Annotated in this window: 27 protein-coding genes; 15 read left to right on the forward strand and 12 right to left on the reverse strand. The window is 58.7% G+C overall.

Annotated elements, in window-relative coordinates; translation table 11 throughout:
- The first annotated feature begins 84 nt into the window (after positions 1 to 84).
- Both SLH49_RS17450 and SLH49_RS17455 read left to right on the forward strand, forming a co-directional pair.
- Positions 85 to 1,554 carry a leucyl aminopeptidase gene (locus tag SLH49_RS17450; RefSeq protein ID WP_320270427.1) on the forward strand — a complete coding sequence of 490 codons (1,470 nt, stop codon included), beginning with the start codon at positions 85 to 87 and terminating at the stop codon, positions 1,552 to 1,554.
- The gene (locus SLH49_RS17455) at positions 1,555 to 2,007 is read left to right on the forward strand and encodes a DNA polymerase III subunit chi (protein ID WP_320270428.1); all 453 of its coding nucleotides are present in this window, start codon (positions 1,555 to 1,557) and stop codon (positions 2,005 to 2,007) included.
- A 47-nt stretch (positions 2,008 to 2,054) separates the two neighbouring features.
- Here SLH49_RS17455 and SLH49_RS17460 read toward each other — a convergent pair whose 3' ends face one another.
- Positions 2,055 to 2,597 (reverse strand): TetR/AcrR family transcriptional regulator, encoded by a 543-nt coding sequence (locus tag SLH49_RS17460; protein WP_320270429.1) that lies wholly within the window; start codon positions 2,595 to 2,597, stop codon positions 2,055 to 2,057.
- Positions 2,598 to 2,676: 79 nt separating this feature from the next.
- Here SLH49_RS17460 and SLH49_RS17465 point away from each other — a divergent pair, with 79 nt between their 5' ends.
- Positions 2,677 to 3,534 (forward strand): alpha/beta fold hydrolase, encoded by an 858-nt coding sequence (locus tag SLH49_RS17465; RefSeq protein ID WP_320270430.1) that lies wholly within the window; start codon positions 2,677 to 2,679, stop codon positions 3,532 to 3,534.
- Here the strand turns inward: SLH49_RS17465 and SLH49_RS17470 are convergent, their stop codons facing one another.
- Genes SLH49_RS17470 through SLH49_RS17480 form a run of 3 tightly spaced genes read right to left on the reverse strand, consistent with a single transcriptional unit; the run spans position 3,535 to position 4,863 of the window.
- Positions 3,535 to 3,642 carry a DNA polymerase III subunit chi gene (locus SLH49_RS17470; RefSeq protein WP_320270431.1) on the reverse strand — a complete coding sequence of 36 codons (108 nt, stop codon included), beginning with the start codon at positions 3,640 to 3,642 and terminating at the stop codon, positions 3,535 to 3,537.
- Complete coding sequence (locus SLH49_RS17475; RefSeq protein ID WP_320270432.1) at positions 3,639 to 4,217, reverse strand: TIGR02281 family clan AA aspartic protease; 579 nt, start codon at positions 4,215 to 4,217, stop codon at positions 3,639 to 3,641. The genes SLH49_RS17470 and SLH49_RS17475 overlap by 4 nt, the downstream gene beginning before the upstream one ends.
- A gap of 16 nt (positions 4,218 to 4,233) precedes the next feature.
- Entirely contained in the window at positions 4,234 to 4,863 is a 630-nt protein-coding gene (locus tag SLH49_RS17480; protein WP_320270433.1) for a MarC family protein, read from the reverse strand.
- 84 nt (positions 4,864 to 4,947) lie between these two features.
- Here SLH49_RS17480 and SLH49_RS17485 point away from each other — a divergent pair, with 84 nt between their 5' ends.
- Complete coding sequence (locus SLH49_RS17485) at positions 4,948 to 6,153, forward strand: hypothetical protein (RefSeq protein WP_320270434.1); 1,206 nt, start codon at positions 4,948 to 4,950, stop codon at positions 6,151 to 6,153.
- 188 nt (positions 6,154 to 6,341) lie between these two features.
- On the opposite strand, the gene SLH49_RS17490 is transcribed toward SLH49_RS17485, so the two are convergent.
- From SLH49_RS17490 to SLH49_RS17500, 3 genes are read right to left on the reverse strand one after another with little or no spacing between them, the layout of a single operon-like run.
- Entirely contained in the window at positions 6,342 to 6,554 is a 213-nt protein-coding gene (locus SLH49_RS17490) for a hypothetical protein (RefSeq protein WP_320270435.1), read from the reverse strand.
- Complete coding sequence (locus SLH49_RS17495; protein ID WP_320270436.1) at positions 6,547 to 8,394, reverse strand: ABC-F family ATP-binding cassette domain-containing protein; 1,848 nt, start codon at positions 8,392 to 8,394, stop codon at positions 6,547 to 6,549. Before SLH49_RS17495 ends, SLH49_RS17490 begins: the two co-directional genes overlap by 8 nt.
- Before the next feature lie 35 nt (positions 8,395 to 8,429).
- Positions 8,430 to 8,813 carry a DUF1304 domain-containing protein gene (locus SLH49_RS17500; RefSeq protein ID WP_320270437.1) on the reverse strand — a complete coding sequence of 128 codons (384 nt, stop codon included), beginning with the start codon at positions 8,811 to 8,813 and terminating at the stop codon, positions 8,430 to 8,432.
- Positions 8,814 to 8,977: 164 nt separating this feature from the next.
- On the opposite strand from SLH49_RS17500, the gene SLH49_RS17505 reads away from it, so the two are divergent.
- Positions 8,978 to 11,146, forward strand: coding sequence for an esterase-like activity of phytase family protein (locus SLH49_RS17505; protein WP_320270438.1), 2,169 nt, complete (start codon positions 8,978 to 8,980; stop codon positions 11,144 to 11,146).
- Here SLH49_RS17505 and SLH49_RS17510 read toward each other — a convergent pair.
- Entirely contained in the window at positions 11,143 to 12,453 is a 1,311-nt protein-coding gene (locus SLH49_RS17510) for an MFS transporter (RefSeq protein WP_320270439.1), read from the reverse strand. The genes SLH49_RS17505 and SLH49_RS17510 overlap by 4 nt on opposite strands.
- A 109-nt stretch (positions 12,454 to 12,562) precedes the next feature.
- On the opposite strand from SLH49_RS17510, the gene ndk reads away from it, so the two are divergent.
- A complete protein-coding gene (gene ndk / locus SLH49_RS17515) occupies positions 12,563 to 12,985 on the forward strand; it encodes a nucleoside-diphosphate kinase (RefSeq protein ID WP_320270440.1) in 423 nt (140 codons plus the stop codon).
- On the opposite strand, the gene SLH49_RS17520 is transcribed toward ndk, so the two are convergent.
- The 4 genes from SLH49_RS17520 to SLH49_RS17535 all read right to left on the reverse strand — a co-directional run bounded on the left by SLH49_RS17520 (position 12,982) and on the right by SLH49_RS17535 (position 15,457).
- A complete protein-coding gene (locus SLH49_RS17520) occupies positions 12,982 to 13,401 on the reverse strand; it encodes a DUF4112 domain-containing protein (protein ID WP_320270441.1) in 420 nt (139 codons plus the stop codon). The two genes, ndk and SLH49_RS17520, sit on opposite strands and share 4 nt — an antisense overlap.
- 41 nt (positions 13,402 to 13,442) lie before the next feature.
- Positions 13,443 to 13,775 carry a TfoX/Sxy family protein gene (locus SLH49_RS17525; protein ID WP_320270442.1) on the reverse strand — a complete coding sequence of 111 codons (333 nt, stop codon included), beginning with the start codon at positions 13,773 to 13,775 and terminating at the stop codon, positions 13,443 to 13,445.
- Between the two features lie 642 nt (positions 13,776 to 14,417).
- On the reverse strand, positions 14,418 to 14,801 hold the full coding sequence (locus tag SLH49_RS17530; RefSeq protein ID WP_320270443.1) for a hypothetical protein: 384 nt from the start codon (positions 14,799 to 14,801) through the stop codon (positions 14,418 to 14,420).
- A gap of 2 nt (positions 14,802 to 14,803) precedes the next feature.
- Entirely contained in the window at positions 14,804 to 15,457 is a 654-nt protein-coding gene (locus SLH49_RS17535; RefSeq protein ID WP_320270444.1) for an alpha/beta hydrolase, read from the reverse strand.
- 164 nt (positions 15,458 to 15,621) lie between these two features.
- Between SLH49_RS17535 and SLH49_RS17540 the strand changes: the two genes are divergently transcribed.
- The 9 genes from SLH49_RS17540 to SLH49_RS17580 all read left to right on the forward strand — a co-directional run bounded on the left by SLH49_RS17540 (position 15,622) and on the right by SLH49_RS17580 (position 23,799).
- Positions 15,622 to 16,083 carry an Rrf2 family transcriptional regulator gene (locus SLH49_RS17540; protein WP_320270445.1) on the forward strand — a complete coding sequence of 154 codons (462 nt, stop codon included), beginning with the start codon at positions 15,622 to 15,624 and terminating at the stop codon, positions 16,081 to 16,083.
- Positions 16,084 to 16,141: 58 nt separating this feature from the next.
- Positions 16,142 to 17,173 carry a cysteine desulfurase family protein gene (locus tag SLH49_RS17545; RefSeq protein WP_320270446.1) on the forward strand — a complete coding sequence of 344 codons (1,032 nt, stop codon included), beginning with the start codon at positions 16,142 to 16,144 and terminating at the stop codon, positions 17,171 to 17,173.
- Between the two features lie 13 nt (positions 17,174 to 17,186).
- Positions 17,187 to 18,710 (forward strand): Fe-S cluster assembly protein SufB, encoded by a 1,524-nt coding sequence (gene sufB, locus SLH49_RS17550; protein WP_320270447.1) that lies wholly within the window; start codon positions 17,187 to 17,189, stop codon positions 18,708 to 18,710.
- 115 nt (positions 18,711 to 18,825) lie between these two features.
- Positions 18,826 to 19,344 (forward strand): hypothetical protein, encoded by a 519-nt coding sequence (locus SLH49_RS17555; RefSeq protein ID WP_320270448.1) that lies wholly within the window; start codon positions 18,826 to 18,828, stop codon positions 19,342 to 19,344.
- Positions 19,345 to 19,443: 99 nt separating this feature from the next.
- Complete coding sequence (sufC, locus tag SLH49_RS17560) at positions 19,444 to 20,199, forward strand: Fe-S cluster assembly ATPase SufC (RefSeq protein ID WP_320270449.1); 756 nt, start codon at positions 19,444 to 19,446, stop codon at positions 20,197 to 20,199.
- Positions 20,200 to 21,486, forward strand: coding sequence for a SufB/SufD family protein (locus tag SLH49_RS17565; RefSeq protein WP_320270450.1), 1,287 nt, complete (start codon positions 20,200 to 20,202; stop codon positions 21,484 to 21,486).
- Positions 21,486 to 21,989, forward strand: coding sequence for a YIP1 family protein (locus tag SLH49_RS17570; RefSeq protein ID WP_320270451.1), 504 nt, complete (start codon positions 21,486 to 21,488; stop codon positions 21,987 to 21,989). The genes SLH49_RS17565 and SLH49_RS17570 overlap by 1 nt, the downstream gene beginning before the upstream one ends.
- Complete coding sequence (locus SLH49_RS17575) at positions 21,986 to 22,579, forward strand: YIP1 family protein (protein WP_320270452.1); 594 nt, start codon at positions 21,986 to 21,988, stop codon at positions 22,577 to 22,579. The genes SLH49_RS17570 and SLH49_RS17575 overlap by 4 nt, the downstream gene beginning before the upstream one ends.
- On the forward strand, positions 22,579 to 23,799 hold the full coding sequence (locus SLH49_RS17580) for a cysteine desulfurase (protein ID WP_320270453.1): 1,221 nt from the start codon (positions 22,579 to 22,581) through the stop codon (positions 23,797 to 23,799). Before SLH49_RS17575 ends, SLH49_RS17580 begins: the two co-directional genes overlap by 1 nt.
- Positions 23,800 to 23,994 lie beyond the last annotated feature (195 nt).

The following is a 23,994-nucleotide window of genomic DNA, read 5'->3' on the forward strand; positions in this document are numbered from 1 at the left end:
GCGGTGGATTGAACCGCTATCTGGTCAATACCAGCAGGCCGGGCTAGGTATTGCGGACAATTCATTGACGCGCAGGGAGTGCTTATGACGACACCAGCCGAAATCCAGTTCAAAGAGGTTGATCTTGACACCGTGGCAGAGGCCAGCGGCAAGGTTGTGGTGTTTGTCGGGCCAGATGCCCGCCTTGATGCGGGTGCCCGCCGGGTCAACCGGTTGACCAAGAAAGCGCTCGCCCGGTTTGTCGAAAGCGACAGGTTTGAAAAGATGTCGTCAGGTGATGTGACGCAGCTCGCATTTCCTGCAGGGCTTGCGGCCGATGCTCTCTGTGTTGTCAAACTCCCCCGCCGCCCCTCGGTGATGGAGGCGCGAAAGGCCGGTGCTGGCCTAGCCAAGGCGCAAAGCGAGAGCGATCTGCTGGTGCTCGCCGGGACCTTGGCGCGCGCAGATGAGGTCGCGCTTGGCCTGGCTTTGCGCGGCTACACATTCGACGCCCACAAGACCGATGATAAGAAGTCAGAGGGTGCCATCACCTTTATGGTGTCCAAACCCGAAGAGGTGGCGAAGTCTGCAGCACCAATGGCCGCAATTGCCGAAGGTGTGTTTTTCACCCGCGATCTGACCAATGAGCCGGCGAATGTCCTGACCACGGATGATTTTGCCGCGCGCCTCGCCGCGATGCAGGAATTGGGTTTGGAGGTCGAAATCCTCGAAGAGGACGAATTGGAAAAGCTGGGCATGCGCACATTGCTCAGCGTGGGGCAGGGCTCTGCCAGCCCGTCCAAAGTTGTTGTCATGTCGTGGAATGGCGGCAAGAAGGGCGATGCGCCATTTGCGCTGATTGGCAAAGGCGTGGTGTTCGATACTGGGGGTATCAGTCTGAAGCCCCCGGCGGGCATGGAAGACATGACCATGGATATGGGTGGTGCCGGGGTCGTGGCAGGCGTTATGCGCACGCTCGCGCTGCGGAAGGCGAATGCCAATGTCGTGGGTCTGGTGGGGCTGGTTGAGAATATGCCCTCGGGCACTGCCACCCGCCCGGGCGATGTAGTCAAATCGATGAAGGGCGACACGGTTGAAATCATCAACACCGATGCGGAAGGGCGATTGGTGCTGGCCGATGTCCTTTGGTACGCGCAGGACCGTTTCAAGCCCGTGGGTATGATCAATCTAGCGACCCTGACGGGTGCCATCATCGTGGCGCTGGGTCATGAAAATGCCGGGGTCTTTTCCAACTCGGATGAGTTGAGCGACGCGTTTCTCAAAGCAGCGAAGACAGAGGGCGAGGGGGCCTGGCGTCTGCCATTGGCACCAGCCTATGACGAGCTTCTGAAATCGCGGATTGCGGATATGAAGAACGTGGGCGGGCGCATGGCAGGCTCCATCACCGCCGCGCAATTTCTGCAGCGTTTCGTCAAAGACGATGTGCCTTGGTGCCATCTTGATATCGCGGGCACGGCAAGTGTGAAGAAAGAGACGGCTTTGGCCCCGGCAGGTGCGACGGGCTGGGGTGTCATGGCGCTCAACCGTTTGATCGCGGACAAATATGAGGGCTAGGTGGGCGCAGCGTTCTTCTATCACCTGACCGACAGTCCGCTTGAGGCGACATTGCCAATGCTGGTGGGCAAGGCGCGCGGCGCGGGCTGGCGGGTGCTGGTGCGCGCCACGGATGACGCGCTGCTGAAACGTCTGGATGATGTGCTGTGGCAAGGCCCGGAAGAACAGTTCACGCCCCATGGGCTGGCCGGTGGGCCTTATGATGCGGATCAGCCGGTTCTGCTGGGTGACGTCGCGTCTGACGGGTTTGCCTGCGTGATGAGTGTGGCGGGCGCCGATGTGACCCCGGATGAGGTCAATACGCTGGAACGCACCTGCATTCTCTTTGATGGACATGACGGCGATGCCCTGCAACATGCGCGCGGGCAGTGGAAGGCGCTGACCGATGCAGGCTGCACGGCGCAATATTGGGCGCAAGAGGGCGGGCGCTGGACCAAGAAAGCCGAGAAGTAGGTCTGGTGGCGGGGAATGTCTGACGCGTGCTGAGACGCTAGTACGGCCTAGCAGACCAGAGCGGGCAATTGCCGGATCACGTTTGAATCGCCGCGTGCGCGGGCCAGTGTCCAGGAGCCTTCGAGCGACAGGAACAGGCGTTTGGCGCTTTGTGCGGCGGCATCCGGGGTCTGCCCGAACCCTTCCGCATAATGCGCGATCCGGCCCATCCAGCGCGCGAAGATGTTACTAAGGGCGTCGCGGAAGGCCGCATTGTCCGGGCCACCATGCAAAGTCGCCGAAACCGGGCAGCCGATCCGGCCCTCATGGATGTCGAAGTATTTGGCGAGCTTGTAGCAGAATGTCGTGACACCGTAGGCGTAATCGCGCGCGCCATCAAAAGAGGCATCGATGATGCGCAGAACCTCAGTCGCGGCAATCTCGGCAGCGGCGAGGGCCAGATCGGCTTTGCCATTTGGGTAATGGTGGTAAAGCGAGCCCTTGGGCACGCCAGCCCGTTCCAGAACTTCGGCGATGCCCACGCCGTGATACCCTTTCTGCTGAAACAGAAAGCCAGCCTCGACGGCGAGTTTTGTGCGGGTGTCATTCATGAAATTGCTTCTTGCATGAATGGACCGATTGGTCTAGGCCTTGATGTAGACCGACCGGTCTATTTCTTGGAGGGCGGCTATGAACATACATGCAGGGATCGGATACGAGGATCAGTGGTTCTATTCGGGTGGCCAAAAGCTGCGCGGGCGGTTCTTTGGGACCTATACGCGCCCGCGGGCTGTTGCGGTGCTGCACGGTGCAACTGGTGTTCCACAACGCTACTACGCCAAATTTGCCCGCTGGCTGGCCGAGGCGCGCAATATTGCCTGCCTGACCTATGATTACCGGGATTTCGCCAGCTCTGCGCGGGGGCCGATGAAAACCTCCACCGCGACAATGGCGGATTGGGGCGTGCATGACCAACAGGCGGCGCGTGATCATCTGCGCGGTCTGGTGGAAGAGGTGCCCCTTTGGGTGATCGGCCATTCGCTGGGCGGCATGATGCTGCCATTCCAGAAAGATCTCGATCAGATTGACCGCGTGATCGCGATTGCGTCTGGCCCGGCCCATGTCGCGGGCCATCCATACCCTTACAAGCTTTACGCAGCCGCCTATTGGTATGCGGTTGGCCCGCCCGCCACCTATCTGGCCGGTTACATGCCCGGCAAGCGTTTGGGCTTTGGCAATGACATCCCGGCAGGCGTCTTCTGGCAATGGCGGCGCTGGTGCACCAAGCGGGGCTTCTTTGCCGGCGACATCGGAGCGCAATTGCCCATGCCCGATTGGTACGGGGTGAAAGCGCCAGTGAAGGTCGTGGCGATCAAGGATGATGCATTGATCCCGCCCAAATCGGTGTGGGGCTTGATGGATTACTATCGCGCTGCTGACAAAACCCAGTTGGTGGTTGATCCAGATGCCTATGATCTGGACGGGATCGGTCACATTGCCCCATTTGCAGAGGTCAATCGCGCGATCTGGGCCGATCTGATCGCCTGATTAGTTAGGGGCTGCGAAGAACTGGAAAGTCGGATCGAAATCCTCGGGCAATTCCGTTGGCGCTTGCGTGCAGGCGGCGAGCGTCAGCAGCAGGATCAGCGCCCTCATCGCGTCAGAACCAATTCGCCATTGGCGATCTCGATTCGGTCATAAAGACCCAGATAGGTCATGCCCAACAAGGATTCGTCCATCGCCCCGCCATTGACGACGGCAGGCACATTCCGGTCTTGCATCGGACCAATTGCGACGCTGGCGATTTCGACGGAAGCCGTCCGCACCACGCCATTGGCGGTTTGTGCCGCACCGAAATAGCTGAGCGTATCCGGGTCGATCCCAATGCGGCGCGCGTCGTCCTGGCTCAACACCACCTGGCTCGCCCCGGTATCGACAACAAAGCGGATCGGGACGTCATTGAGGTCCAAAGTCAGATAATAATGCCCGTCCGGGCTGCGCGGCACCGCGATCTGACCGTCATCCATCACAGTCTGACGGGCCGCGACGTCGCCGCTGATATCCTCCCACAAGCCGTAAGCGCCGATTACACCGATGAAAATCAGCGCCCAGATAGCGGCTTGCTGGGCCATTTTGCCCATATTGTTGCGCCCTGCGACGATGGCAGAGCCGCCAATGGCGACGCCCAGCAGGACGAGGTAGGTCAATTGCATGATCTGATCTGTACTCATGACGCTGATATAGGCGCTAGCCGCCGATCCCAAAACCCCTGAGCCCATCAAGCACGAACTGCACCGCGAGTGCTGCCAGCAGCATACCAAGCACGCGCGTAACGATGTTGAGGCCCGTTTTGCCCAAGGCCCGTTCGATGGAGGGGGCGGCGAGGAAGGCCATGAAGACGATGAAGAGAACGGCGAGAAGGACGCCCGCAATGGCCCCGAAATCGACCGCGCGTTGCGCTTCACCTGCCAATAGAATGATGGTCGTGATGGCACCTGGTCCAACGATCAACGGCAGGGCAAGGGGGAAGACCGAGGGGTCGTCGTGATGCTCTGCCTGGCCTTCGGCGGCGCTTTCCTCGCGGCGCGCTTGACGCTTCTGGAAGAGCATGTCGAGGGCGGTCAGGAACAGGAGGACACCGCCAGCGATGCGGAAAGCGTCCATCGAGATGCCGATAAAGCCGAGGACCGTCTCGCCCAAGAACAGAAACAGCACCATCAGCACCGCCGACACGACGCAAGCCCGCACCGCAATCGCCCGCCGTTGTGCCGCGCTCATCCCTTGCGTAAGCGCAATGAACACAGGTGCCAGCCCCGGCGGGTCGATGATGATGAACATCGTCGTGAAAGCGGCGATCAGCGCGGGGAGTTCGGTCATGGAATGGATGATTGGTGGGTTTTCGCACCGGGGGCAAGAGGGCAACGCGTTGAATGGCTTGGCGCCCTGTCCCATACTCCAACTATGGAAAGACTTAAGGCTTCAATTCTGCGAGTGTTCGCATTTGCGTTTTTTTGCGTAGTGATCGCCGTTTCGCCCGCCAGAGCAGAACCCATTCCCGGAGCAGATGAACCTGCGCTGCGTGAAGCTGCCTTGATGTGGTTGGCGGAGGATCAATCAGAATCCGCGTTGCGGACGATTGGGGAACTCGCAGCTGAGGGGAATGTTGCTGCGCGACTGTTTTTGAATCAGGTTTTCGCGCGGCGGTCTTTCCACAACGAAGGACTAACGCGCGAGGCATTCCTCGCGCTGCTTCCAGCAGTCTCGACAGAAGAAGAGCGTCGTTTGCGTCCCTTCAATGTGGATCATGAGGCCTATCCGGCTCTGCGCGCTTTACGACACATTGCACAGGCAGAGACTTCGGAAAAATGGATCGACAACGCTGAGGTGATAATCGCCGCTGGAATGAAATCGCGGCTCGCCCAATTTGTCGAATTGGGCATCGTAAACAATGATCCGATTGATATCGAATTGGCCAAGTTTGCTGCAGAAAACCTGCAGGATGATCCTGACGTGTCGCGTATCGTGACATGGTTTTTTGGCTATTCCCATGTAACTGCAGATTTAGTCGCGGAGATGGATCCCGCAAAAGCCGCAGAAAATGCGTCCCGTTGGAAAGAGGAGTTTTGGACAACTGAACGTGCAGAGGCGTTTCAGCAGGCATTGATTTCGCGCAATTGGATGGCGCTAGAAGTAAAAGGTATGTTGCGCTGGTTTGATGAGGGCAAAAGAGGGCTCGTAGAGCAATCCGATATGGGCGAGCATACGCTAAGATTGGGCGAACTGATCAGTATAGGGCCTTATGGACCGGATTACGCGCCTCAGCCTCCGACCACTGAGGAGATTGACATGTTGGCGACTAGCTACCGTCGATATGCAGAAGGAAATCCCTGGACAAGGCCAAACATCCGACTGTGTGACAAGTACTGTCAATCACAAGCTGCGACATGCGTTGCTATGCTTGGGTTGCTTGGCGATGCTGGTCTGGGCACAGAACCAAATTACACCCCGGTTCTGACGGTGGGTGAGTACTATCAGTCAGATCGCGCAGTTGCTGAAAGGCTTATTGCATTAGGCTTGGTTGATCTGCCGCCGCCACGTTATCCAGAGTGGTTAGAATTGCCACAATGCCTGATGGAGCCAGCGCGTAGGGCAGCGGGTACAAGGTGAACTGAAATCAGATTTCCAGAAATCTGAAGTCTCCGGCAGAAGATATTGTCGGATGACAAAAACTAATTGGACTGTCCTGGCGCTGTGCTTTTCTGATACTCAGAAACAAGATCAAAAAAGACATCCAAGTGCATCGCAGTGTCTCGCGTATTCTCTTCAATTGCAAAGCTAAAGCCGAGATTGGTACTCTAACCCTTCGTTTCATACAGCCACTCTGAGAACGAGGAGACGGTAAACCTCCTTCCGCGATGCTCCTCAACGATGCCGTGGTTGTTGAGGGCAACTTCGTAGCCCAATAGCAGGTTTTCAATAGGAGCTAGAGAGCCGCCAGTGAACATCCCTGGACGTTGACGCATCTGTTCAACGTAATCGTAAATGCTGATGCTCTTGCTTTTAAGCATTTTCCGCCTTCTCCAACTTCTCCAGCGCTGCCATCCAGAGCCCCTCGGCCCGCTCAAGCCCGTCCATGACTTCGGCATATTTCTTGTTCCACGTCTCCAACTCGCCTGCTTTGCCGTCCTCGTAGAGCGCGGGGTCGGCGAGTTTTTTGGCGAGTTTGTCGCGCATCTCGTTGATTTTGTTCACGCGGTCTTCGCTTTTGCGGACCTCCGCCCGCAGGGTCAGGATTGTGTCGCGGCTGGGTTTGGGGGTTTTGACGGCTTTGGGTTTCTCCGCAGGCTTTTCGGGCGTCAGCAGCATCTTGCGGTAGGCTTGCAGGTCGTCCTCGTAGGGCTTCACCCGGCCGTCTTTGACCAGCCACAACCGGTCGGCCACCATCGACAGAAGGTGCATGTCGTGGCTGACAAGGATCACGGCGCCGGAATAGGCGGTGAGCGCTTCGACCAGCGCCTCGCGGCTTTCGATGTCGAGGTGGTTGGTTGGCTCGTCGAGGATCAGGAGATGCGGGGCGGGCAGGGTGGCGAGCAGGAGCGATAGGCGTGCCTTTTGTCCGCCGGAGAGGCGGCCGACCTCGGTTTCGGCTTGATCGGCGCCAAGGCCGAAACCGGCAAGGCGGGCGCGAAGTTTGGCTTGACCCTCGTTCGGGCGTTCGCGGAAGAGGTGGTCTAGTGGGGTTTCTTCGACCCGCAATTCGTCCACCTGATGCTGTGCGAAGAACCCGATGCGCAGCTTGTTCGAACGCACCATCTTGCCGCGGGCGGTGGGCAGCCGGTCCGACAGCATTTTCGACAAGGTCGATTTGCCTTCACCGTTGCGGCCCAGAAGGGCGATGCGGTCGTCCTGATCGATGCGCAGGTCGAGATCGTGTAGGACGATGTGGTTGCCATAGCCGACGTCGGCACCTTCGGTGGCGATGATGGGGGGCGAGAGTTCTTCGGGTTCGGGGAAGGTGAAGATGGTGCGCGCGGCGTCTTCGGGCGCGCGGATCGTTTCCATCTTTTCAAGCATTTTCACGCGGGACTGGGCCTGTTTGGCCTTGGAGGCCTTGGCCTTGAACCGGTCCACAAAGGCCTGCAAATGCGCGCGCTGCGCTTCCTGCTTCTTGGCCGCCGCCGCCTGTACAGCCCGTTTCGCCGCGCGCTGTTTGGCAAAGCTGTCATAGGGGCCGGTGTAGTAGGTTAGCCCTTTGTCTTCGAGATGCAGGATGCCGCCCACGGAACGGTTCAGAAGCTCGCGATCGTGGCTGACGATCAGGACGGTGTGGGGGTATTTGACGAGGTAGGCCTCCAACCACAGCGCGCCTTCGAGGTCGAGATAGTTGGTTGGTTCGTCGAGCAGCAGGAGGTCGGGTTCACTGAAAAGGACTGCGGCGAGGGCGACACGCATTCGCCAGCCGCCGGAGAAGGCGGAGCAGGGCATCTTCTGCTCATTATTGGTGAAGCCGAGGCCGCGTAGGATGGTAGCCGCACGCGCCTCTGCCGACCAGGCGTCGATGTCGGCGAGGCGTGTCTGGACCTCGGCAATGCGCTGGGGGTCGGTGGCGGTTTCGGCCTCGGCGAGGAGTGCTGCACGTTCCGTGTCAGCGGCGAGGACGGTGTTGATGAGCGAGACGTCGTTACCGGGGACTTCCTGGCTTACACCGCCGATCTTCCAGCCCTGTGGCAGGCTTACGGAGCCGGTGTCGAGCACCATCTCACCCCGGATGACCCGGAAAAGCGTCGTCTTGCCCGACCCGTTCCGGCCCACGAGGCCCACCTTGTGCCCGGTCGGGATCGTCACGGTCGCGTTTTCGACCAGCGTGCGGCCTTCGACAGAATAAGTGATGTCGGAAATCTTGAGCATGGGCGGGCTTTGCCTGATCAGCCCTGCAGGGTCAATCAGGCAATTGTGGTTTTCCGAGGGGCCAGCAAAAGAAGGGCCAGCGCAATCAGCGCGGGCACCGATTGCACAAAGAAAATGCGGATGGAGACTGTCGCCATACCCATCAGCCCTGCCGCGATCACAAAGAGCAGAAAGCAGGTCGCCACATTGCGTTGCCAGACATCGTCGCGGATCAACAGCGCCCAGAGCAGCCCGGTGGCAAGGAAGCCATTATAGATGCCCTGATTGGCGGCGATCGCTGTGGTTTGGCTGAAAAGCTCTGGCGGGAAGGACGCGAAGACACGAGGGCCGGTCACTTCCCAAGCGAAGATCTCGAAATAGGCGATATAGGCATGCAGGGCCGCGATCAGGGCGATGAGGACAAGGGCCAGAATGCGCATGGTGTTTGTCCTCAGTGTTGCTGATTGCTGCACAATAGCGCTCTGGGCGCCTCTATTCAAATGGCGGACCGCACGGGCCGCTGTCATAAAACCTTCATCCCCTTGTTACGTTATCGTTGCCCCCACGCTGCATGGGATGCGGCACGAGAAATTTGGGGACCTTCATGACTTATCGTACCATTGGCCTGACGTCTGTCTTGGCGCTGACTGCTGGCATGGCGCAGGCGGACGCATTTAACCGCATCGCATCCTTTCCAACCCATCTGAATATCGGCGACGGCGATCAAGCTGTTGAAACATCTGCCGAAATTATCGCGTTAACCGCGGATGGCATGACGCTGGTCTATACCGACAGCCCACTGGGTGTGATCGGGCGGATTGATATCACTGATCCTGCGAACCCAGCGCCGCTAGGCAATGTTGGCCTTGATGGAGAGCCGACTGCGGTAGGAATCGCCGGTGCAACGGCTTTTGTTGGTGTGAACACATCCGAGAGCTTTACCGAGCCCTCCGGCCATCTGGTGGCCATCGATGTCGCAAGCGGCGATGAGCTTAGCCGCTGTGATCTGGGCGGCCAGCCCGACAGCATTGCGGTCGCGCCAGACGGCAGCTTTGTCGCTGTCGCCATCGAGAATGAGCGGGATGAGGATTTGGGCGATGGCCGCACGGGTCAGCTGCCTGCTGGTGCCTTGGTTATGGTTGATGTAAGCGAAGCGGGTGCGGATTGCGCAACATTGCAGACGGTCGCGCTGACGGGCCTTGCCGAGGTTAGCCCCGAGGACCCCGAGCCTGAATTTGTCGACATCAACGCGGCAGGTGATGTGGTCGTCAGCCTGCAGGAAAACAATCACATGGTGGTGGTGAACCGGGCGGGTGAAGTGACCTCGCATTTCAGTGCGGGAGCGGTTGATCTGGACATGATCGACGCGACCGACGAGCGCGGCGCGCTGATCTTTACCGAAAGCCAGGCGGGCGTTGTGCGGGAGCCGGATGCGGTGAAATGGGTCGATGAAGATCACTTTGCCACTGCCAATGAAGGCGATATGGATGGCGGCTCTCGCGGGTGGACGGTTTTCAACCGTGACGGCACGGTTGTCTATGAAAGCGGTGTCAGCTTTGAACACGCGATCATTCAGGCGGGGCATTATCCAGACAAACGCTCTGACAGCAAAGGCGTTGAGCCGGAAAGCATCGAGACGGCGACCTTTGGCGGCACGCGGATGATCTTTGTGGGGTCTGAGCGTGGGTCGATGGTTGGTGTCTATGACGCGACTGATCTGGCGAACCCTGTTCTGGCGCAACTCCTGCCATCGGGGATCGGGCCTGAGGGCTATGTGTCGATCCCGGAGCGGAACCTGCTGGTCTCGGCCAATGAGGTGGATCTGATCGAAGATGGCGGCGTGCGCAGCCATGTGATGATCTTTGAATATTCCGACGCGGATCCGGTTTATCCGCATCTAACTTCGGCTGGCGCGGATGAGCTGATTGGCTGGGGCGCGATTTCGGGCCTCGCGGCTGTGGGTGATGAGACGTTGGTGGCCGTGAATGACAGCTTTTATGGCTATCAGCCTACGATCTTCACGATTGATGTGAGCGCAATGCCCGCGCGTATCACCGATGCACTGCCTGTGACACGTGCAGGGCGTCCGGCGCAGAAGCTGGATATGGAAGGGATCACCTCGGATGGTGAGGGTGGCTACTGGATCGCCTCGGAAGGGCGGATTGACCGGATGGTGCCGCATGGTCTTTATCACGTGAATGCTGATGGCGAGATCGAACAGGAGATTGGTCTGCCGAATGAACTGCTGGCCGTGCAGCGCCGCTTTGGCTTTGAAGGGCTGACGCTGGTTGGTGATACGCTCTGGATGGCCGTGCAGCGCGAATGGGAAGATGACCCGGCGGGGTTGGTGAAACTGATAGCCTACAACCTGGGGACTGAGGAATGGGGTGCGGTGCACTATCCGCTGGACGCGCCTACTGCCGGTTGGGTTGGCCTGTCAGAGATCGTGGCGCAAGGCGACCATGTCTACCTTCTGGAGCGCGACAATCAGATCGGTGCGGCGGCGGTGACCAAGCAGATCACCCGCGTTTCGCTTGACCAAATGGTGCCCGCACCTTTGGGCGGTGACCTGCCTGTCGTGAGCAAGGAAGTTGTCCGCGACCTGATCCCCGATCTGACAAGCACCGGCGGCTATGTCCTTGATAAGGTAGAAGGTCTGACCTTCACCCCGGACGGTCGTGCATGGGTTGCCACGGACAATGACGGGGTGGACGATCATTCCGGCGAGACGATGTTCTTCGCTGTGGACGGCCTGACCGACAGCGAAAGCTAACCATTCGTCGGCCACGCATGGTGTTCGTCATCAATGATCAGGGGGTGGGCATGGCTGTGCCCGCCCCCTTTCAGATGCGGATGATCGTCGGGCAGGTCAGGATGGCTATGTGCCACGATCACCGGATCGCCCGCGGGCCAAAGCCGCCATGCGAGTGCGACGCCGATCAGTCCGATTACACCCAGCGCAGCAAAGGTCACCTGCGCGCCATACTGGGTCATCAGCGTACCGGCCAGCGGATAGGTCACCAGCCAGCACGCATGTGACAAAGCGAATTGCGCTGTGAACACAGCGGGCCTATCATCGGCATGAGCAGACCGGCGGATCAGCCGCCCTTGCGGCGTTATGGTCGCGGAATAGCCAAGACCCATCAATGTCCAAAGACCCAGAAACAGCGGCCAACTGGGTGTGACGGCGGTCTGTAACCCCATCAGCATAGTCAGCAGCGCGGCACCGGTCAGCATGACCGGGCGGTCATTGCGGTTCTGCAGAAGGCGCGGCAGGGCGAGGGCAGCCAGCATCGACCCAGCACCAAAGGCGGCAAGTGCGATGGCCACATCCCGATCGCTCCCGGCGTAGAATCCGCGCACCACAACCACCGTGTTGACGATGACAAACGCGCTCGCCGCAGCGGCAGGCAGCGTGAGCGCCAAAAGGCCGCGCAGGCGTGGCGTGGCTAGATAAATCCTTGTGCCGCGCGTCAGCCTTTCCGAGAAGGGGCGGTCCTTGCCCGCACGGCGCATAGGCAGTGTGGTGGCTTGTATCAAAAGGGCAGAGATCAGAAATCCGATCACCGTACCCCCGAACAGCCAGTGATAGCTGATCAGCAAGAGCATGAGGCCGGCGAGCGCGGGGCTGAGCAGGTTCTCCAGATCATAGGCGAGGCGGGACAGCGAAAGGCCCTTGGCGTACTCATCCTCATCCTCCAGCACATCGGGGATGGTTGCCTGAAAGGTCGGGGTGAAAGTGGCGGAAGCGACCTGCAGCAGGAAGATGGCCAGATAAATCTGCCAGACCTGCGTGATGAAGGGCAGCGACAACGCGACCACGGCCCGGACGATATCCGCCCCGATCAGCACCTGCCTGCGCGGGATCTTGGCGACCATGGCCCCCGCAATCGGCGACAGCCCCACATAAGCGACCATCTTGATCGCATAGGCCGTGCCTAGGACCGCACCTGCTGCGGCCCCCGCAAGATCAAACGCCAAAAGGCCAAGCGCCACGGTCAGAAGGCCCGTGCCCAAAAGCGCGACGACCTGTGCTGCAAAAAGCCGCCCGAAAACAGGGTGGAAAACCAACTGCCACATGGGCCAAGGCTACCGCCCCGATCTGCCCTGCGCAAAGCCCCTTTTCTCTGCTTTGGCGCCATGCTAGGGGCGACGCAAATGTAAACTTATCAAGGAAAGACCAGAGATCATGGCAATCCAGCGCACATTTTCGATCATCAAACCTGACGCCACCAAGCGTAACCTGACCGGTCAGATCGTCGCCAAATTCGAAGAGGCTGGCCTGCGCGTTGTCGCCTCCAAGCGCATCCATCTGACCCTGGCACAGGCGCAGACATTCTATGGTGTGCACAAGGAACGCCCGTTCTTTGACGAACTGTGCGAATTCATGATCTCAGAGCCGATTGTGGTGCAGGTGCTCGAAGGCGAAGACGCGATTGCGAAGAACCGCGAAGTGATGGGCGCCACGAACCCAGAAGACGCCGCCCCAGGTACAATCCGCAAGGAATTCGCGCTGTCGATTGGTGAAAACTCGGTCCACGGCTCTGACGCGCCTGAAACGGCAGTGGAAGAGATCGCCTTCTTCTTCTCCGGTCTGGAACTGGTGGGTTAACTAATCAGGGTGGGTTTCACCCACCCTACGGGATCATGGGCCGTCCGCACCGTTTTGGCGCGGGCGGCTTTTTTATTCAGACTGCGCTCAAGCGCGCGGTAGTTGCGGATATTGGCGCAATAGAAAACGTCGAACACGTCACCCACGACCGGGATCACACCAATGGCCGTATCAAAGGCCGTATTCAGCACCATGTACGCCAGCGTGCCGGGTGAGGCACCCAGCCTGCGCGCCTGATTGATCATCCAAAGGCCGGGTAGGGCAGTCAACAGGTCACCGACGACCGGCATGAGGCCGATCAGGTTGTCAAAACCAATGCAGATCCGTGTACCGGGGATCCTGACAAGGGCGTCCATCCGAAAGGCGAGCTTGCGGAGGCGGGCGAGTTCGAAATCAATATCCTGTTCTATGTTCATACCTTTTACATACACGATTTTCATGGGTATGTGAAGGGTATTTACTTTGCTTTGCGGTCAATGACGCCGATTTGGTTCAGGATTCTCTCAAGTTCCGACCGGTCTTGATCGAAACTGCGGGCCTTGATCGCGTCGAACTGCTTGCGCAGAGCCTGTTTCTCTGCCCCCTTGCAATCGTTCCAGGGACGGCCCTGCAACGCCATGTGCAGAACGTAATAGCCGATGAAATGAGGTTTGCTGCCGTTTTCGAGCAGTTTTGCATAGGCCGCGTCGGCGCCGAGTGCACGCAGCTCTTCTGCCGATGTGATGCCAACCGCTGTCAAAGCCTCCGCAAACGCGGGGCCAATGTTACGGATCGTTGTCAGTGCTGCCATGCGGCCAGTCTAAGCGGCCTGCGAAAAAAGGGCCAGTGAGGGGCAAGGCGGGATCGGGGAGGACGATCCTGGCAGCAACGACCTCACCGGCCATATGCAACTATGTTAACCGTTAGATACTCGCAAAATCGGTATAAACGTGTGTCTGCGGCTTGCTTTGGCCCTGTTGTACGGGGGCCGCCGGCTTTGCCGCGACGGCGGGTTTGGGGGTAGTCGGTTTTGCGCTGGCCATTTTCTGGTCCTTTCGCTTGCTCGTGTGTTTACTCTATCCAGCTTACCTTTGATCTGACGAGGCGGGCGTGGCCTGAACGGGCTTGTGACGTGACAAAAATGTGACGAATAAGTCTGGTTTTATCTGTGCCAATCGTCACGTTAGTTAAAGAGCGCGTCGTAGGGTTATGAAAATGAGAAATATTTTCTGGTGAGATTGTGTCGCTGAGTGCGCCGTTTCATGTAATGCAGGGCAAGCCAACTGCGATTTGGCGGAGAGGCCCCACGCAGCTATGTGTCAGAAATGAAACCTGATTGATGGAGTAGTGCAGCTTTTCGCCAGCGGAAGCGTCGCGATGATCTGGGCAAGGATGGCGCTTCAGATCGAATGGAGCTGCGTTCTCCGCGCTTCACGCGCGGTGATTCCCCAGATTAACGGCGCCCTGGACGGGTCGGTTTGATCAGGTTGTCGATCTCTTCCATCACCGCCTCGGTCTCGCTATCGCTCTGTTGGGCGGGTGCTGGCGCCTCACTTGGCTCGTCAACGACTTCGGCATCTGCAGCCTCATCCTGAGAAATGAGCGGCGTTGCCTTGTTCATCTGTTCGGCTGCACGTTCGGCCAGCAATTGCCGGGCACGCGTTTCAGCCCGGCGGACACGCACGGCAGTCAGAAACGCCTCTTGCAAGGTTTGCGAAGAGGCACCCACGATCTCGCCAATTTCGTCGACGATCCGGTTGTCGGCACTGCGCCGTTCATCGGCCAGCGCCAGATCCGCCAATTCACCTGCGACGCGTTCGAGGTATTCATCAGCCATGGCTAGCGCGTCGTCTCCGTCAGCCGCCGGCGCACATAGGCTTTGACGGTGTCGATCATCGGATCCATATGCGGATCTTCGAAGAAATGCCCGGCCCCTTCCATGCATTCATGGGTGATGGTGATGCCCTTCTGCTCGTGCAGCTTGTTGACGAGGTTCACCGTATCCTGCGGTGGCGCGACACGGTCATTGGTGCCGTTGATGATCAGCCCCGAAGACGGGCAGGGGGCGAGGAAGCTGAAATCATACATATTGGCGGGCGGGCTGACCGAAATGAAACCGGTAATCTCGGGCCGCCGCATCAGAAGCTGCATGCCGATCCAGGCGCCAAAGGAAAAACCTGCGACCCAGCAATGCTTGGAATTGTTGTTCATCGATTGCAGGTAGTCGAGCGCGGAGGCCGCGTCGGAAAGCTCACCAACGCCCTGATCGTATTCGCCCTGGCTGCGCCCCACGCCGCGGAAGTTGAACCGCAGGACAGTGAAGCCCATGTTGTAAAAGGCATAATGCAGGTTGTAGACGACCCGGTTGTTCATTGTCCCGCCGAATTGCGGGTGCGGATGCAGAACAATGGCGATGGGCGCGTCTCGGTCTTTTTGCGGGTGATAGCGCCCTTCAAGGCGCCCTTCGGGTCCGGGGAAGATAACTTCGGGCATTCTGTTCCGTCGTTGCTGGGGCCATCTGCATTGTTGACGAAAATGCTAAGGCACTTTAGAAAGATTCTAAGTTGGGGATTTGCCCCCTGAACTCGTGTGCAGGGTGAACTAATGACGCGGCGGCGTGGCGTCAATGAAATTGCGCAGCCGGTGGGGGAGGTGACATGAAGTTAAGCACCAAGGGGCGTTATGCGATGGTCGCACTGGCGGATCTGGCGCTGCAGAAAGATGATGCGCTGGTGAACCTGACCGAGATTTCCAAGCGGCAGGATATCTCGCTGCCCTATCTGGAGCAGCTCTTTGTGAAGCTGCGCCGGGCGGGACTGGTCGATTCTGTGCGCGGACCGGGCGGTGGGTATCGTCTGGCGCGCCCGGCATCGGATATTCGGGTGTCGGAGATTCTGGGCGCGGTCGATGAGACAGTGTCGGCGATGCATAAGGGCGCCGGGGCATCGGGGGCGACGTCCGGCAGCCGGGCGCAATCCATGACCAACCGGTTATGGGAAGGTCTTTCGGCTCATGTGTACGTGTTTTTGCATCAGGCGCGGTTATCGGATGTGGTGGGCAATGAACTGGCACCCTGTCCGGCGGTGCCAGCCTTGTTTGAAGTTGTGGATGAAGGATAGGGGCTCTGCCCCCGGCCCTGACGGGCCTCCCCCTAGGTATTTCGGAACATGAGAAGAGATGCGCGTTTATCTGGATCATAATGCCACATCGCCTTTGCGGGTGGAGGCGCGAGCGGCGATGCTCGCGGCGATGGATGTCGTGGGTAATCCGTCATCGGTGCATGCGGAGGGGCGTGCGGCGAAAGGGATTGTGGAGCGGGCGCGTGCGCAGGTGGCTGAGGCTGTGGGGGCATCGGGTGCGGATGTGGTCTTTACCTCTGGGGCGACGGAGGCAGCGGCTTTGGCCTTGGCGGGGCGTGGGCTGAAGGCGGCCCCGATTGAGCATGATGCGGTGCATGCCTGGATTGATCCGGTTTTGCCGGTCGTGGATGGCGCGGTTGTGGTCGATGACCCGGCGGGGTCTGCCGTGCAATTGGCCAATTCCGAGACGGGTATTTTGCAGGATTTGCCGCAAGGACTGGCCGTGTCTGACATTACGCAGGGCTTTGGCCGGGTGCCGTTTGCCTTTAACTGGTCGGGTGTCGGCATGGTCTTTTTGTCAGCCCATAAGTTTGGCGGGCCGAAAGGTGTTGGTGCGCTGGTTTTCCCGCAAGGTACTGATGTTGCGTCACAAATGAAGGGTGGCGGGCAGGAGATGGGCCGCCGCTCTGGCACCGAAAACGTGGTGGCGATTGCCGGGATGGGGGCTGCTGCCGCAGCGGCGCAGGCTGATCTGGCGGCGGGAAAATGGGACCGGGTGCAGAAACTTAGAAATATTCTAGAAAGTGCTATTGAGGCCGCCGAAAACAGTACTATTTTTGTCGGGAAAGATGCAACGCGGCTGCCGAATACAAGCTGCTTCATCACCGAAGGGTGGAAAGGTGAAACCCAGGTCATGGCGATGGATTTGGCGGGGTTTGCCGTCTCGGCAGGGTCAGCCTGTTCCAGCGGCAAGGTCAAGGTCAGCCGGGTTTTGCAGGCCTTGGGCCTGAACGACGACCAGGCGGCATGCGCTTTGCGTGTCTCGCTTGGTCTGGACACATCAGAGGAGGAGGTCATGCGCTTTGCGCAGGCCTGGACGGAAAAACATGCCCGCAGGCGGGCTGCTTGAGAGAGAGGATGCCATGAACGCGATGGATACAGTCGAAGTCAAAGAAGGTGTCGATCAGGAAACGGTTGATGCGGTCAAAGAGCTCTCGGGCAATTATAAATATGGCTGGGAAACCGAGATCGAGATGGAATATGCGCCCAAGGGTGTGAACCCCGAGATCGTGCGCCTGATTTCCGAGAAGAACAATGAGCCGGACTGGATGACCGACTGGCGTCTGTCCGCTTTTGCGCGGTGGGAAAAGATCGAAGAGCCGACCTGGGCAATGGTTGATTACCCTGACATCGATTTCCAGGACATCTATTACTATGCCCGGCCGAAGAGCATGGAAGAGAAGCCGAAATCGCTGGACGAGGTCGATCCAAAACTGCTCGCGACTTATGAGAAGTTGGGCATTCCGCTAAAGGAACAGATGATCCTGGCGGGTGTTGAGGGGGCTGAAGATGCTCCTGCTGAAGGTCGCAAGGTGGCTGTGGATGCGGTGTTTGACTCCGTATCGGTTGGCACGACTTTCCAGAAGGAGCTGGAAAAGGCCGGGGTGATCTTCTGTTCGATTTCTGAGGCGATCGAGAAGCATCCGGAACTTGTGAAGAAGTATCTGGGCAGCGTTGTGCCGCCGTCGGATAATTTCTATGCCACGCTGAACTCTGCAGTTTTCTCGGATGGATCATTTGTCTACGTGCCGCCGGGCGTGCGCTGCCCGATGGAACTGAGCACCTATTTCCGGATCAATGCCGAGAATACGGGCCAGTTTGAGCGGACGCTGATCATCGCCGACAAGGGATCGTATGTGTCTTATCTGGAAGGCTGCACGGCGCCCCAGCGAGATACGGCGCAACTGCATGCCGCAGTCGTCGAGATCATCGTCGAGGAGGATGCGGAGGTGAAATACTCCACCGTCCAGAACTGGTATCCGGGCGATGAGAACGGCAATGGTGGAATCTATAACTTTGTGACCAAGCGCGCCGATTGCCGGGGCGACCGGGCCAAGGTGATGTGGACGCAAGTTGAAACCGGCTCTGCCGTGACCTGGAAATATCCAAGCTGCATCCTGCGCGGCAATGACAGCCAGGGTGAGTTTTATTCCATTGCCATCGCCAACAACATGCAGCAGGCCGATACCGGCACGAAAATGGTCCATCTGGGCAAGAACACGAAGTCGCGGATTGTGTCGAAAGGTATCAGCGCGGGCAAGGCGCAGAACACTTATCGCGGTCTTGTCTCGATGCATCCGAAGGCCAAGGACAGCCGCAATTACACGCAGTGTGACTCGCTTCTGATAGGCGACAAATGCGGCGCGCACACCGTGCCTTACATCGAGGTGAAAAATAACTCGTCCCGTGTAGAGCATGAGGCGACGACGTCTAAAGTGGATGATGACCAGCTTTTCTATTGCCGTTCGCGGGGCATGGACGAGGAAGAAGCGGTTGCGCTTGTCGTGAACGGGTTCTGCAAGGACGTGCTGCAGGCCTTGCCGATGGAATTCGCGATGGAAGCGCAAGCGCTGGTTGCGATTTCGCTGGAAGGCTCTGTCGGCTAGCACATGACGATGCATTCGCGCATAGATCGTCGCGAGACGGCCATCGGGTGGCCCCGATCTTGCCGCAGTTCGCTGGCAATTGAGATGTATTGGAGACATCTCGGGGTTGCCGCCGATGGCGAACACAAAGCAGGACATCAACGACTTCAATCGGCGGATAAAGAACATCAACAATCCGCGCAACAAGTCCTACTACGACCCCGATCTGAAGATGCATATCCCCAAGCGGGTGCCGCGCGACAAGATCAAGAAGCCGAAGGTCGCCAACGACGAGGATATCATCGGACCGTTTCTCGTCTCCGGCATCATCGGCGCGTTTTGTCTCGCAATGGCTCAGCTTTTGCGCGTGCGGTACTTCGAACTGATCGAGACAACGCCCATCACGATTGCCATCGACGTGATGGCAGGGCTGTGGTTCCTTTTGGTTTTGACCGCGCTGATCAAACGCAATTCCTGGGGCGCGCGATTTTCCCAGATGGTCGGTGTCTGCGCGATGCTGGCGGCCGGTCACAATTTGTTCTGGCGCTGGCCCGAACAGATGGCGACGATCTACACGCCGGAATACGCAGCCTATATCGAACGTACGACACAACCGCCCTCGGTGGTGATCGGGTCGACCGTCTACAACTTTTAACCGCTAAACGTCCAAACTCTGCAGGCACGACCCTTTGCGCGACCGCGCGCAAGGGGCGAATTGGCACGCCGCATTCATTCGCATTCTGAGGAGAGAACGATGCTGGAAATCAAAGACCTGAAGGTCCAACTGGAAGAAGAAGACAAGCAGATCCTCAAAGGCGTTGATCTGACGATTGAGCCCGGCACGGTGCATGCGATCATGGGGCCAAACGGGTCGGGCAAATCCACATTGTCTTACGTGCTCTCCGGGCGCGATGGCTATGAGGTCACCGAAGGGTCGGCCACGCTGGATGGCGCTGACCTGATGGAGATGGAGCCGGAAGAGCGTGCTGCAGCCGGTCTGTTTTTGGCGTTCCAATATCCGGTGGAAATCCCCGGTGTGGGCAACATGACCTTTCTGCGCACAGCGGTGAACGCGCAGCGCAAGGCGCGCGGTGAAGAGGAATTGAGCGCGGGTGACTTCCTGAAAGCCGTGCGTGAAAAGGCGAAAAGCCTCAAGATCGACAGCGATATGCTCAAGCGCCCCGTGAATGTGGGCTTTTCGGGCGGCGAGAAAAAGCGCAACGAGATTCTGCAGATGGCGATGCTTGCGCCCAAGATGTGCATTCTGGATGAGACTGATTCCGGTTTGGATGTGGATGCGATGAAACTGGTGTCGGAGGGTGTGAACGCCCTCCGCTCAGAAGGACGGGCATTCCTGGTCATCACCCACTACCAGCGCCTTCTGGACCATATCAAACCTGACGTCGTGCATATCATGGCGGACGGCAAAATCGTGAAATCCGGCGGCCCTGAACTGGCGCTGGAGGTCGAAAATAACGGCTATGCCGACATTCTGGCAGAGGTGGCATAAATGGCCCTTCCACAAGTCAAAATCGATGCGACCGGGGCGCGGCTGAGCGGCGTGACGCTGCCGGGTGGCGCCACTTGGGCGCAAGAGGCGCGGTCGGCAGCCTTGGCGCGCGTGCGGCAGATGGGCCTGCCCGGCAAACGCGATGAATATTGGAAATATACCGATCCAACTTCATTGAATGCTCCGACAGCACCAGAGGCGGCCCTTTTTCACAATGATGAAGGTCCTCTTTTCGCCGATGTGGATCGCGTGCGGATCGTCTTTGTCGATGGCGTGTTTGACGCGGATGCCTCGGACGATCTGAGCGCGGAAGGTGTTGAGATCGAACGTCTGGCGGACGCGATGCAGGCCGACATCCATTGGGTCAAGGACGTCTACGGCGTGCTTGAGGCGCGCGGTCAGAAGCCGGTCGAGCGCCCCTTGGCGGCGTTGAACACAGCTTTGGCTACCGATGGTGTTGTGATCCGTGCCACCGGGAAGGTCTCAAAACCCATCAACTTCATCTATCTGCATCATGATGTTGCCTCTGATGCGGTGCTGCATAACGTGGTCAAAGTCGATGTGGGCGCCGAGGTCACATTGCTTGAAACCGGCCCCGCTGCGGCGCGTTTTTCCAAGCAGCTTGAGGTCGAGGTTGCCGAAGGTGGCGTATTTCATCATGTCCGCGCCCAAGGTCGTGACCATGAACGTCGTGCCTCAACCCATTGTTTTGCAAGGATTGCGGCTAATTCCAGTTTCAAGTCGTTCACGCTCACCTTCAATGGTGTGCTGACGCGGAATGAATGTGTGATTGAGATTGTCGGTGACGAGGCCGTGGCTCATGTGGCCGGAGCCTGCGTCGGGGATGGCAAGGATTTCCACCACGATGACACCGTGTTCATCACCCATGATGCTGTGAATTGCGAAAGCCGTCAGGTCTTTAAGAAGGTCCTCCGCAACGGGGCGACCGGCGTCTTCCAGGGCAAGATCCTCGTTAAGGAAGGCGCGCAGAAAACGGATGGCTACCAGATAAGCCAGTCGCTTCTGTTGGATGACGACAGCCAGTTCCTCGCCAAGCCGGAACTGGAAATCTACGCCGATGATGTGGCCTGTTCGCATGGCTCCACCTCCGGCGCGATTGATGAGACGGCGCTTTTCTATCTGCGCTCGCGCGGGGTGTCGGCGAAGGACGCACGGAACCTTCTGACGCTGTCATTCCTCGCCGAAGCGCTGGATGAGATTGACGACAGTGCCTTGGCCGATGAATTGCGGGACCGGCTCGAAAGCTGGTTGTCGCGCCATAGCTGATGCCGGTCACGACGGACATTGTCCGCACGTGGCGCAGGCCACGGGCGGTGATGCGCGACCTTCTGGATCAGGGCCGGCGCGAGGATCGGGCGATTGCCTATCTGATGATCGCATGCTTTCTGATCTTCGTCGCGCAATGGCCGCGCCTGTCGCGGCTGGCCGCCGGGTTTGACCTGCCGCCGGGCGCGGATGTACCTGCGCTCGACCGGTTGATGGCCTATGAGTTCATGGCGTGGCTGATGATTTGGCCTTTGTTTCTTTATGTCTTTGCCGCACTGACGCATGTGATCGCTCGGGTGTTGGGCGGGCAGGGGGATTGGTATGGCGCGCGGCTGGCGCTTTTCTGGACGATGCTGGCCACGACCCCGCTTTTGCTGCTTTATGGACTGACCGCCGGTTTCATGGGGCCCGGGGTTGAAACCCGTCTGGTTGGCGGGATATGGGTAGCGTCCTTTTTGATCATTTGGGTGCAGTGTCTGCGCGAGGCGGAAAGCAAAGCATGACGATCAGTTTCCAAACCTGGATGCAAACGGTCTGGATCAGCGTGACCCAACCGGCCGAGATGGCGGGCAAGGTGCTGTCGATGCAATTTTCGCGCGATGTCCTGTGGACCGCGCTGGCTCTGGTCGCTGTGCTGAACGTGCTTTTGCTGGGTGTGCTGCAACTCATTTCGCCAATGTCTGCCGATGCACCCGAGCAAGTGATCACCGTGTCGCCCTTTGGCTATTTGGCGATTATCGGTGCTTTTCTTACCTTCATGATTTTCATGCTGGTCCATGCCGGACGCATGATGGGTGGTGATGGCACGATTGAGGGGACGCTGACCCTGCTGGTTTGGTTTCAGGCGGTCAGCCTGACACTGGAAGCCATGCAGGTCCTGCTTGTCCTGCTCAGTCCGGCGATTGCCGCGCTTTTCGGGCTGATGTCGCTGGGTGCGATCATTTGGGTCTTTGTCAATCTCGTGAATGTCCTACATAGTTTCGCGAATTTGGGCAAAGCCATCGTTGTGATTTTCATGGCCCTGATTGGCACCGTGCTGGGCACTGGATTGGTGATGGGCATGCTGGGGATCACTCCACCGGGAGCATTTTGATGTTTGATGTCGCAAAGGTCCGCGCAGATTTTCCGATCTTGGCGCGCGAAGTGCATGGCAAGCCGCTGGTTTACCTCGACAGTGGTGCGTCAGCGCAAAAGCCGCAAGTGGTGATTGATGCGGTCGCGCAAGCCTACTCGCAGGAATATGCGAATGTGCATCGCGGTCTACACTACCTCAGCAATCTGGCCACCGACAAATATGAAGGCGTGCGCAGCATCATCGCCAAGTTCCTGAACGCCCCGTCCGAGGACTGCATCATCTACAATTCCGGCACGACCGAGGGCATCAACATGGTGGCCTATGGTTGGGCCATGCCGCGTATGGAGGCGGGCGATGAGATCGTGCTGTCGATCATGGAGCACCACGCGAACATCGTCCCCTGGCATTTCCTGCGCGAACGCCAGGGTGTGGTGATCAAATGGGTGGATGTGGATGCCAATGGTGACCTTGATCCGCAAAAGGTGATCGACGCGATTGGCCCGCGGACCAAGCTGGTGGCGCTGACCCATATGTCGAACGTGCTGGGCACCATTGTCGATATCAAGGCGATCACCGCCGCCGCCCATGCCAAAGGCGTACCGGTGCTGGTTGACGGGTCGCAGGCCGCTGTCCACATGCCAGTTGATCTGCAGGATCTGGGTTGTGATTTCTATGCGATCACCGGCCACAAGCTCTACGGACCTTCAGGCTCCGGCGCGATCTATGTTTCCAAAGAGCGGATGGCCGAGATGCGCCCCTTCATGGGCGGCGGCGACATGATCCGCGATGTGACGCGTGATACCGTCACATGGAATGACCCACCGATGATGTTTGAGGCGGGCACGCCGGGCATTGTCCAGATCATCGGGATGGGCGTGGCGCTTGAGTATATGATGGACCTCGGCATGGCCAATATCGCCGCTTACGAGCGCGAGTTGCGCGACTATACCCGCGACCGCCTCGACGGTCTCAACTGGCTGAATGTGCAGGGAAAATCAGCGACGAAGGGTGCCATCTTTTCCTTCACGCTCGACGGGGCCGCGCATGCCCACGACATCTCAACGGTGCTCGACAAAAAAGGCGTCGCCGTCCGCGCAGGCACCCATTGTGCCATGCCGCTGATGGAGCATATGGGCGTCGGTGCCACCTGCCGCGCATCCTTCGGAATGTATAACACCACCGATGAGGTGGATGTGCTGGTCGACGCGCTGGAGCTGTGTCACGACTTGTTCGCGTAAGCGAGAAGGTCCGGTTAGAGCCAAATCGCAAAATGCCGCGGTGCGCGCCATTGTCAGCGATGCGCATAGAGTGAACTCTAGTAGTTAGCCGTGACGTAGTTGCACTTTTTGTGGCTAGGTGAACCCATTACCAACCCTAGTTGCCCTGTAGCGCGGGTTGCGACACGCTCCGGACGACTAATCAAGGCTTCCGGC

The sequence above is a fragment of the Cognatiyoonia sp. IB215446 genome, from assembly GCF_033963825.1.
GTDB lineage: Bacteria > Pseudomonadota > Alphaproteobacteria > Rhodobacterales > Rhodobacteraceae > Yoonia.

Coding starts and splice junctions, on each gene's coding strand:
- SLH49_RS17490 (WP_320270435.1), bottom strand. CDS start 6,554: ATGCTTAAAAGCAAGAGCATCAGCATTTACGATTACGTTGAACAGATG.
- SLH49_RS17580 (WP_320270453.1), top strand. CDS start 22,579: ATGTTTGATGTCGCAAAGGTCCGCGCAGATTTTCCGATCTTGGCGCGC.
- SLH49_RS17500 (WP_320270437.1), bottom strand. CDS start 8,813: ATGCGCATTCTGGCCCTTGTCCTCATCGCCCTGATCGCGGCCCTGCAT.
- SLH49_RS17575 (WP_320270452.1), top strand. CDS start 21,986: ATGACGATCAGTTTCCAAACCTGGATGCAAACGGTCTGGATCAGCGTG.
- SLH49_RS17475 (WP_320270432.1), bottom strand. CDS start 4,217: ATGAGTACAGATCAGATCATGCAATTGACCTACCTCGTCCTGCTGGGC.
- SLH49_RS17525 (WP_320270442.1), bottom strand. CDS start 13,775: ATGGCAGCACTGACAACGATCCGTAACATTGGCCCCGCGTTTGCGGAG.
- SLH49_RS17530 (WP_320270443.1), bottom strand. CDS start 14,801: ATGGCTGATGAATACCTCGAACGCGTCGCAGGTGAATTGGCGGATCTG.
- sufC (WP_320270449.1), top strand. CDS start 19,444: ATGCTGGAAATCAAAGACCTGAAGGTCCAACTGGAAGAAGAAGACAAG.
- SLH49_RS17470 (WP_320270431.1), bottom strand. CDS start 3,642: ATGAGGGCGCTGATCCTGCTGCTGACGCTCGCCGCCTGCACGCAAGCG.
- SLH49_RS17480 (WP_320270433.1), bottom strand. CDS start 4,863: ATGACCGAACTCCCCGCGCTGATCGCCGCTTTCACGACGATGTTCATC.
- SLH49_RS17510 (WP_320270439.1), bottom strand. CDS start 12,453: ATGTGGCAGTTGGTTTTCCACCCTGTTTTCGGGCGGCTTTTTGCAGCA.
- SLH49_RS17565 (WP_320270450.1), top strand. CDS start 20,200: ATGGCCCTTCCACAAGTCAAAATCGATGCGACCGGGGCGCGGCTGAGC.
- SLH49_RS17545 (WP_320270446.1), top strand. CDS start 16,142: ATGCGCGTTTATCTGGATCATAATGCCACATCGCCTTTGCGGGTGGAG.
- SLH49_RS17460 (WP_320270429.1), bottom strand. CDS start 2,597: ATGAATGACACCCGCACAAAACTCGCCGTCGAGGCTGGCTTTCTGTTT.
- SLH49_RS17465 (WP_320270430.1), top strand. CDS start 2,677: ATGAACATACATGCAGGGATCGGATACGAGGATCAGTGGTTCTATTCG.
- ndk (WP_320270440.1), top strand. CDS start 12,563: ATGGCAATCCAGCGCACATTTTCGATCATCAAACCTGACGCCACCAAG.
- SLH49_RS17570 (WP_320270451.1), top strand. CDS start 21,486: ATGCCGGTCACGACGGACATTGTCCGCACGTGGCGCAGGCCACGGGCG.
- SLH49_RS17495 (WP_320270436.1), bottom strand. CDS start 8,394: ATGCTCAAGATTTCCGACATCACTTATTCTGTCGAAGGCCGCACGCTG.
- SLH49_RS17505 (WP_320270438.1), top strand. CDS start 8,978: ATGACTTATCGTACCATTGGCCTGACGTCTGTCTTGGCGCTGACTGCT.
- sufB (WP_320270447.1), top strand. CDS start 17,187: ATGAACGCGATGGATACAGTCGAAGTCAAAGAAGGTGTCGATCAGGAA.
- SLH49_RS17450 (WP_320270427.1), top strand. CDS start 85: ATGACGACACCAGCCGAAATCCAGTTCAAAGAGGTTGATCTTGACACC.
- SLH49_RS17555 (WP_320270448.1), top strand. CDS start 18,826: ATGGCGAACACAAAGCAGGACATCAACGACTTCAATCGGCGGATAAAG.
- SLH49_RS17540 (WP_320270445.1), top strand. CDS start 15,622: ATGAAGTTAAGCACCAAGGGGCGTTATGCGATGGTCGCACTGGCGGAT.
- SLH49_RS17535 (WP_320270444.1), bottom strand. CDS start 15,457: ATGCCCGAAGTTATCTTCCCCGGACCCGAAGGGCGCCTTGAAGGGCGC.
- SLH49_RS17485 (WP_320270434.1), top strand. CDS start 4,948: ATGGAAAGACTTAAGGCTTCAATTCTGCGAGTGTTCGCATTTGCGTTT.
- SLH49_RS17520 (WP_320270441.1), bottom strand. CDS start 13,401: ATGAACATAGAACAGGATATTGATTTCGAACTCGCCCGCCTCCGCAAG.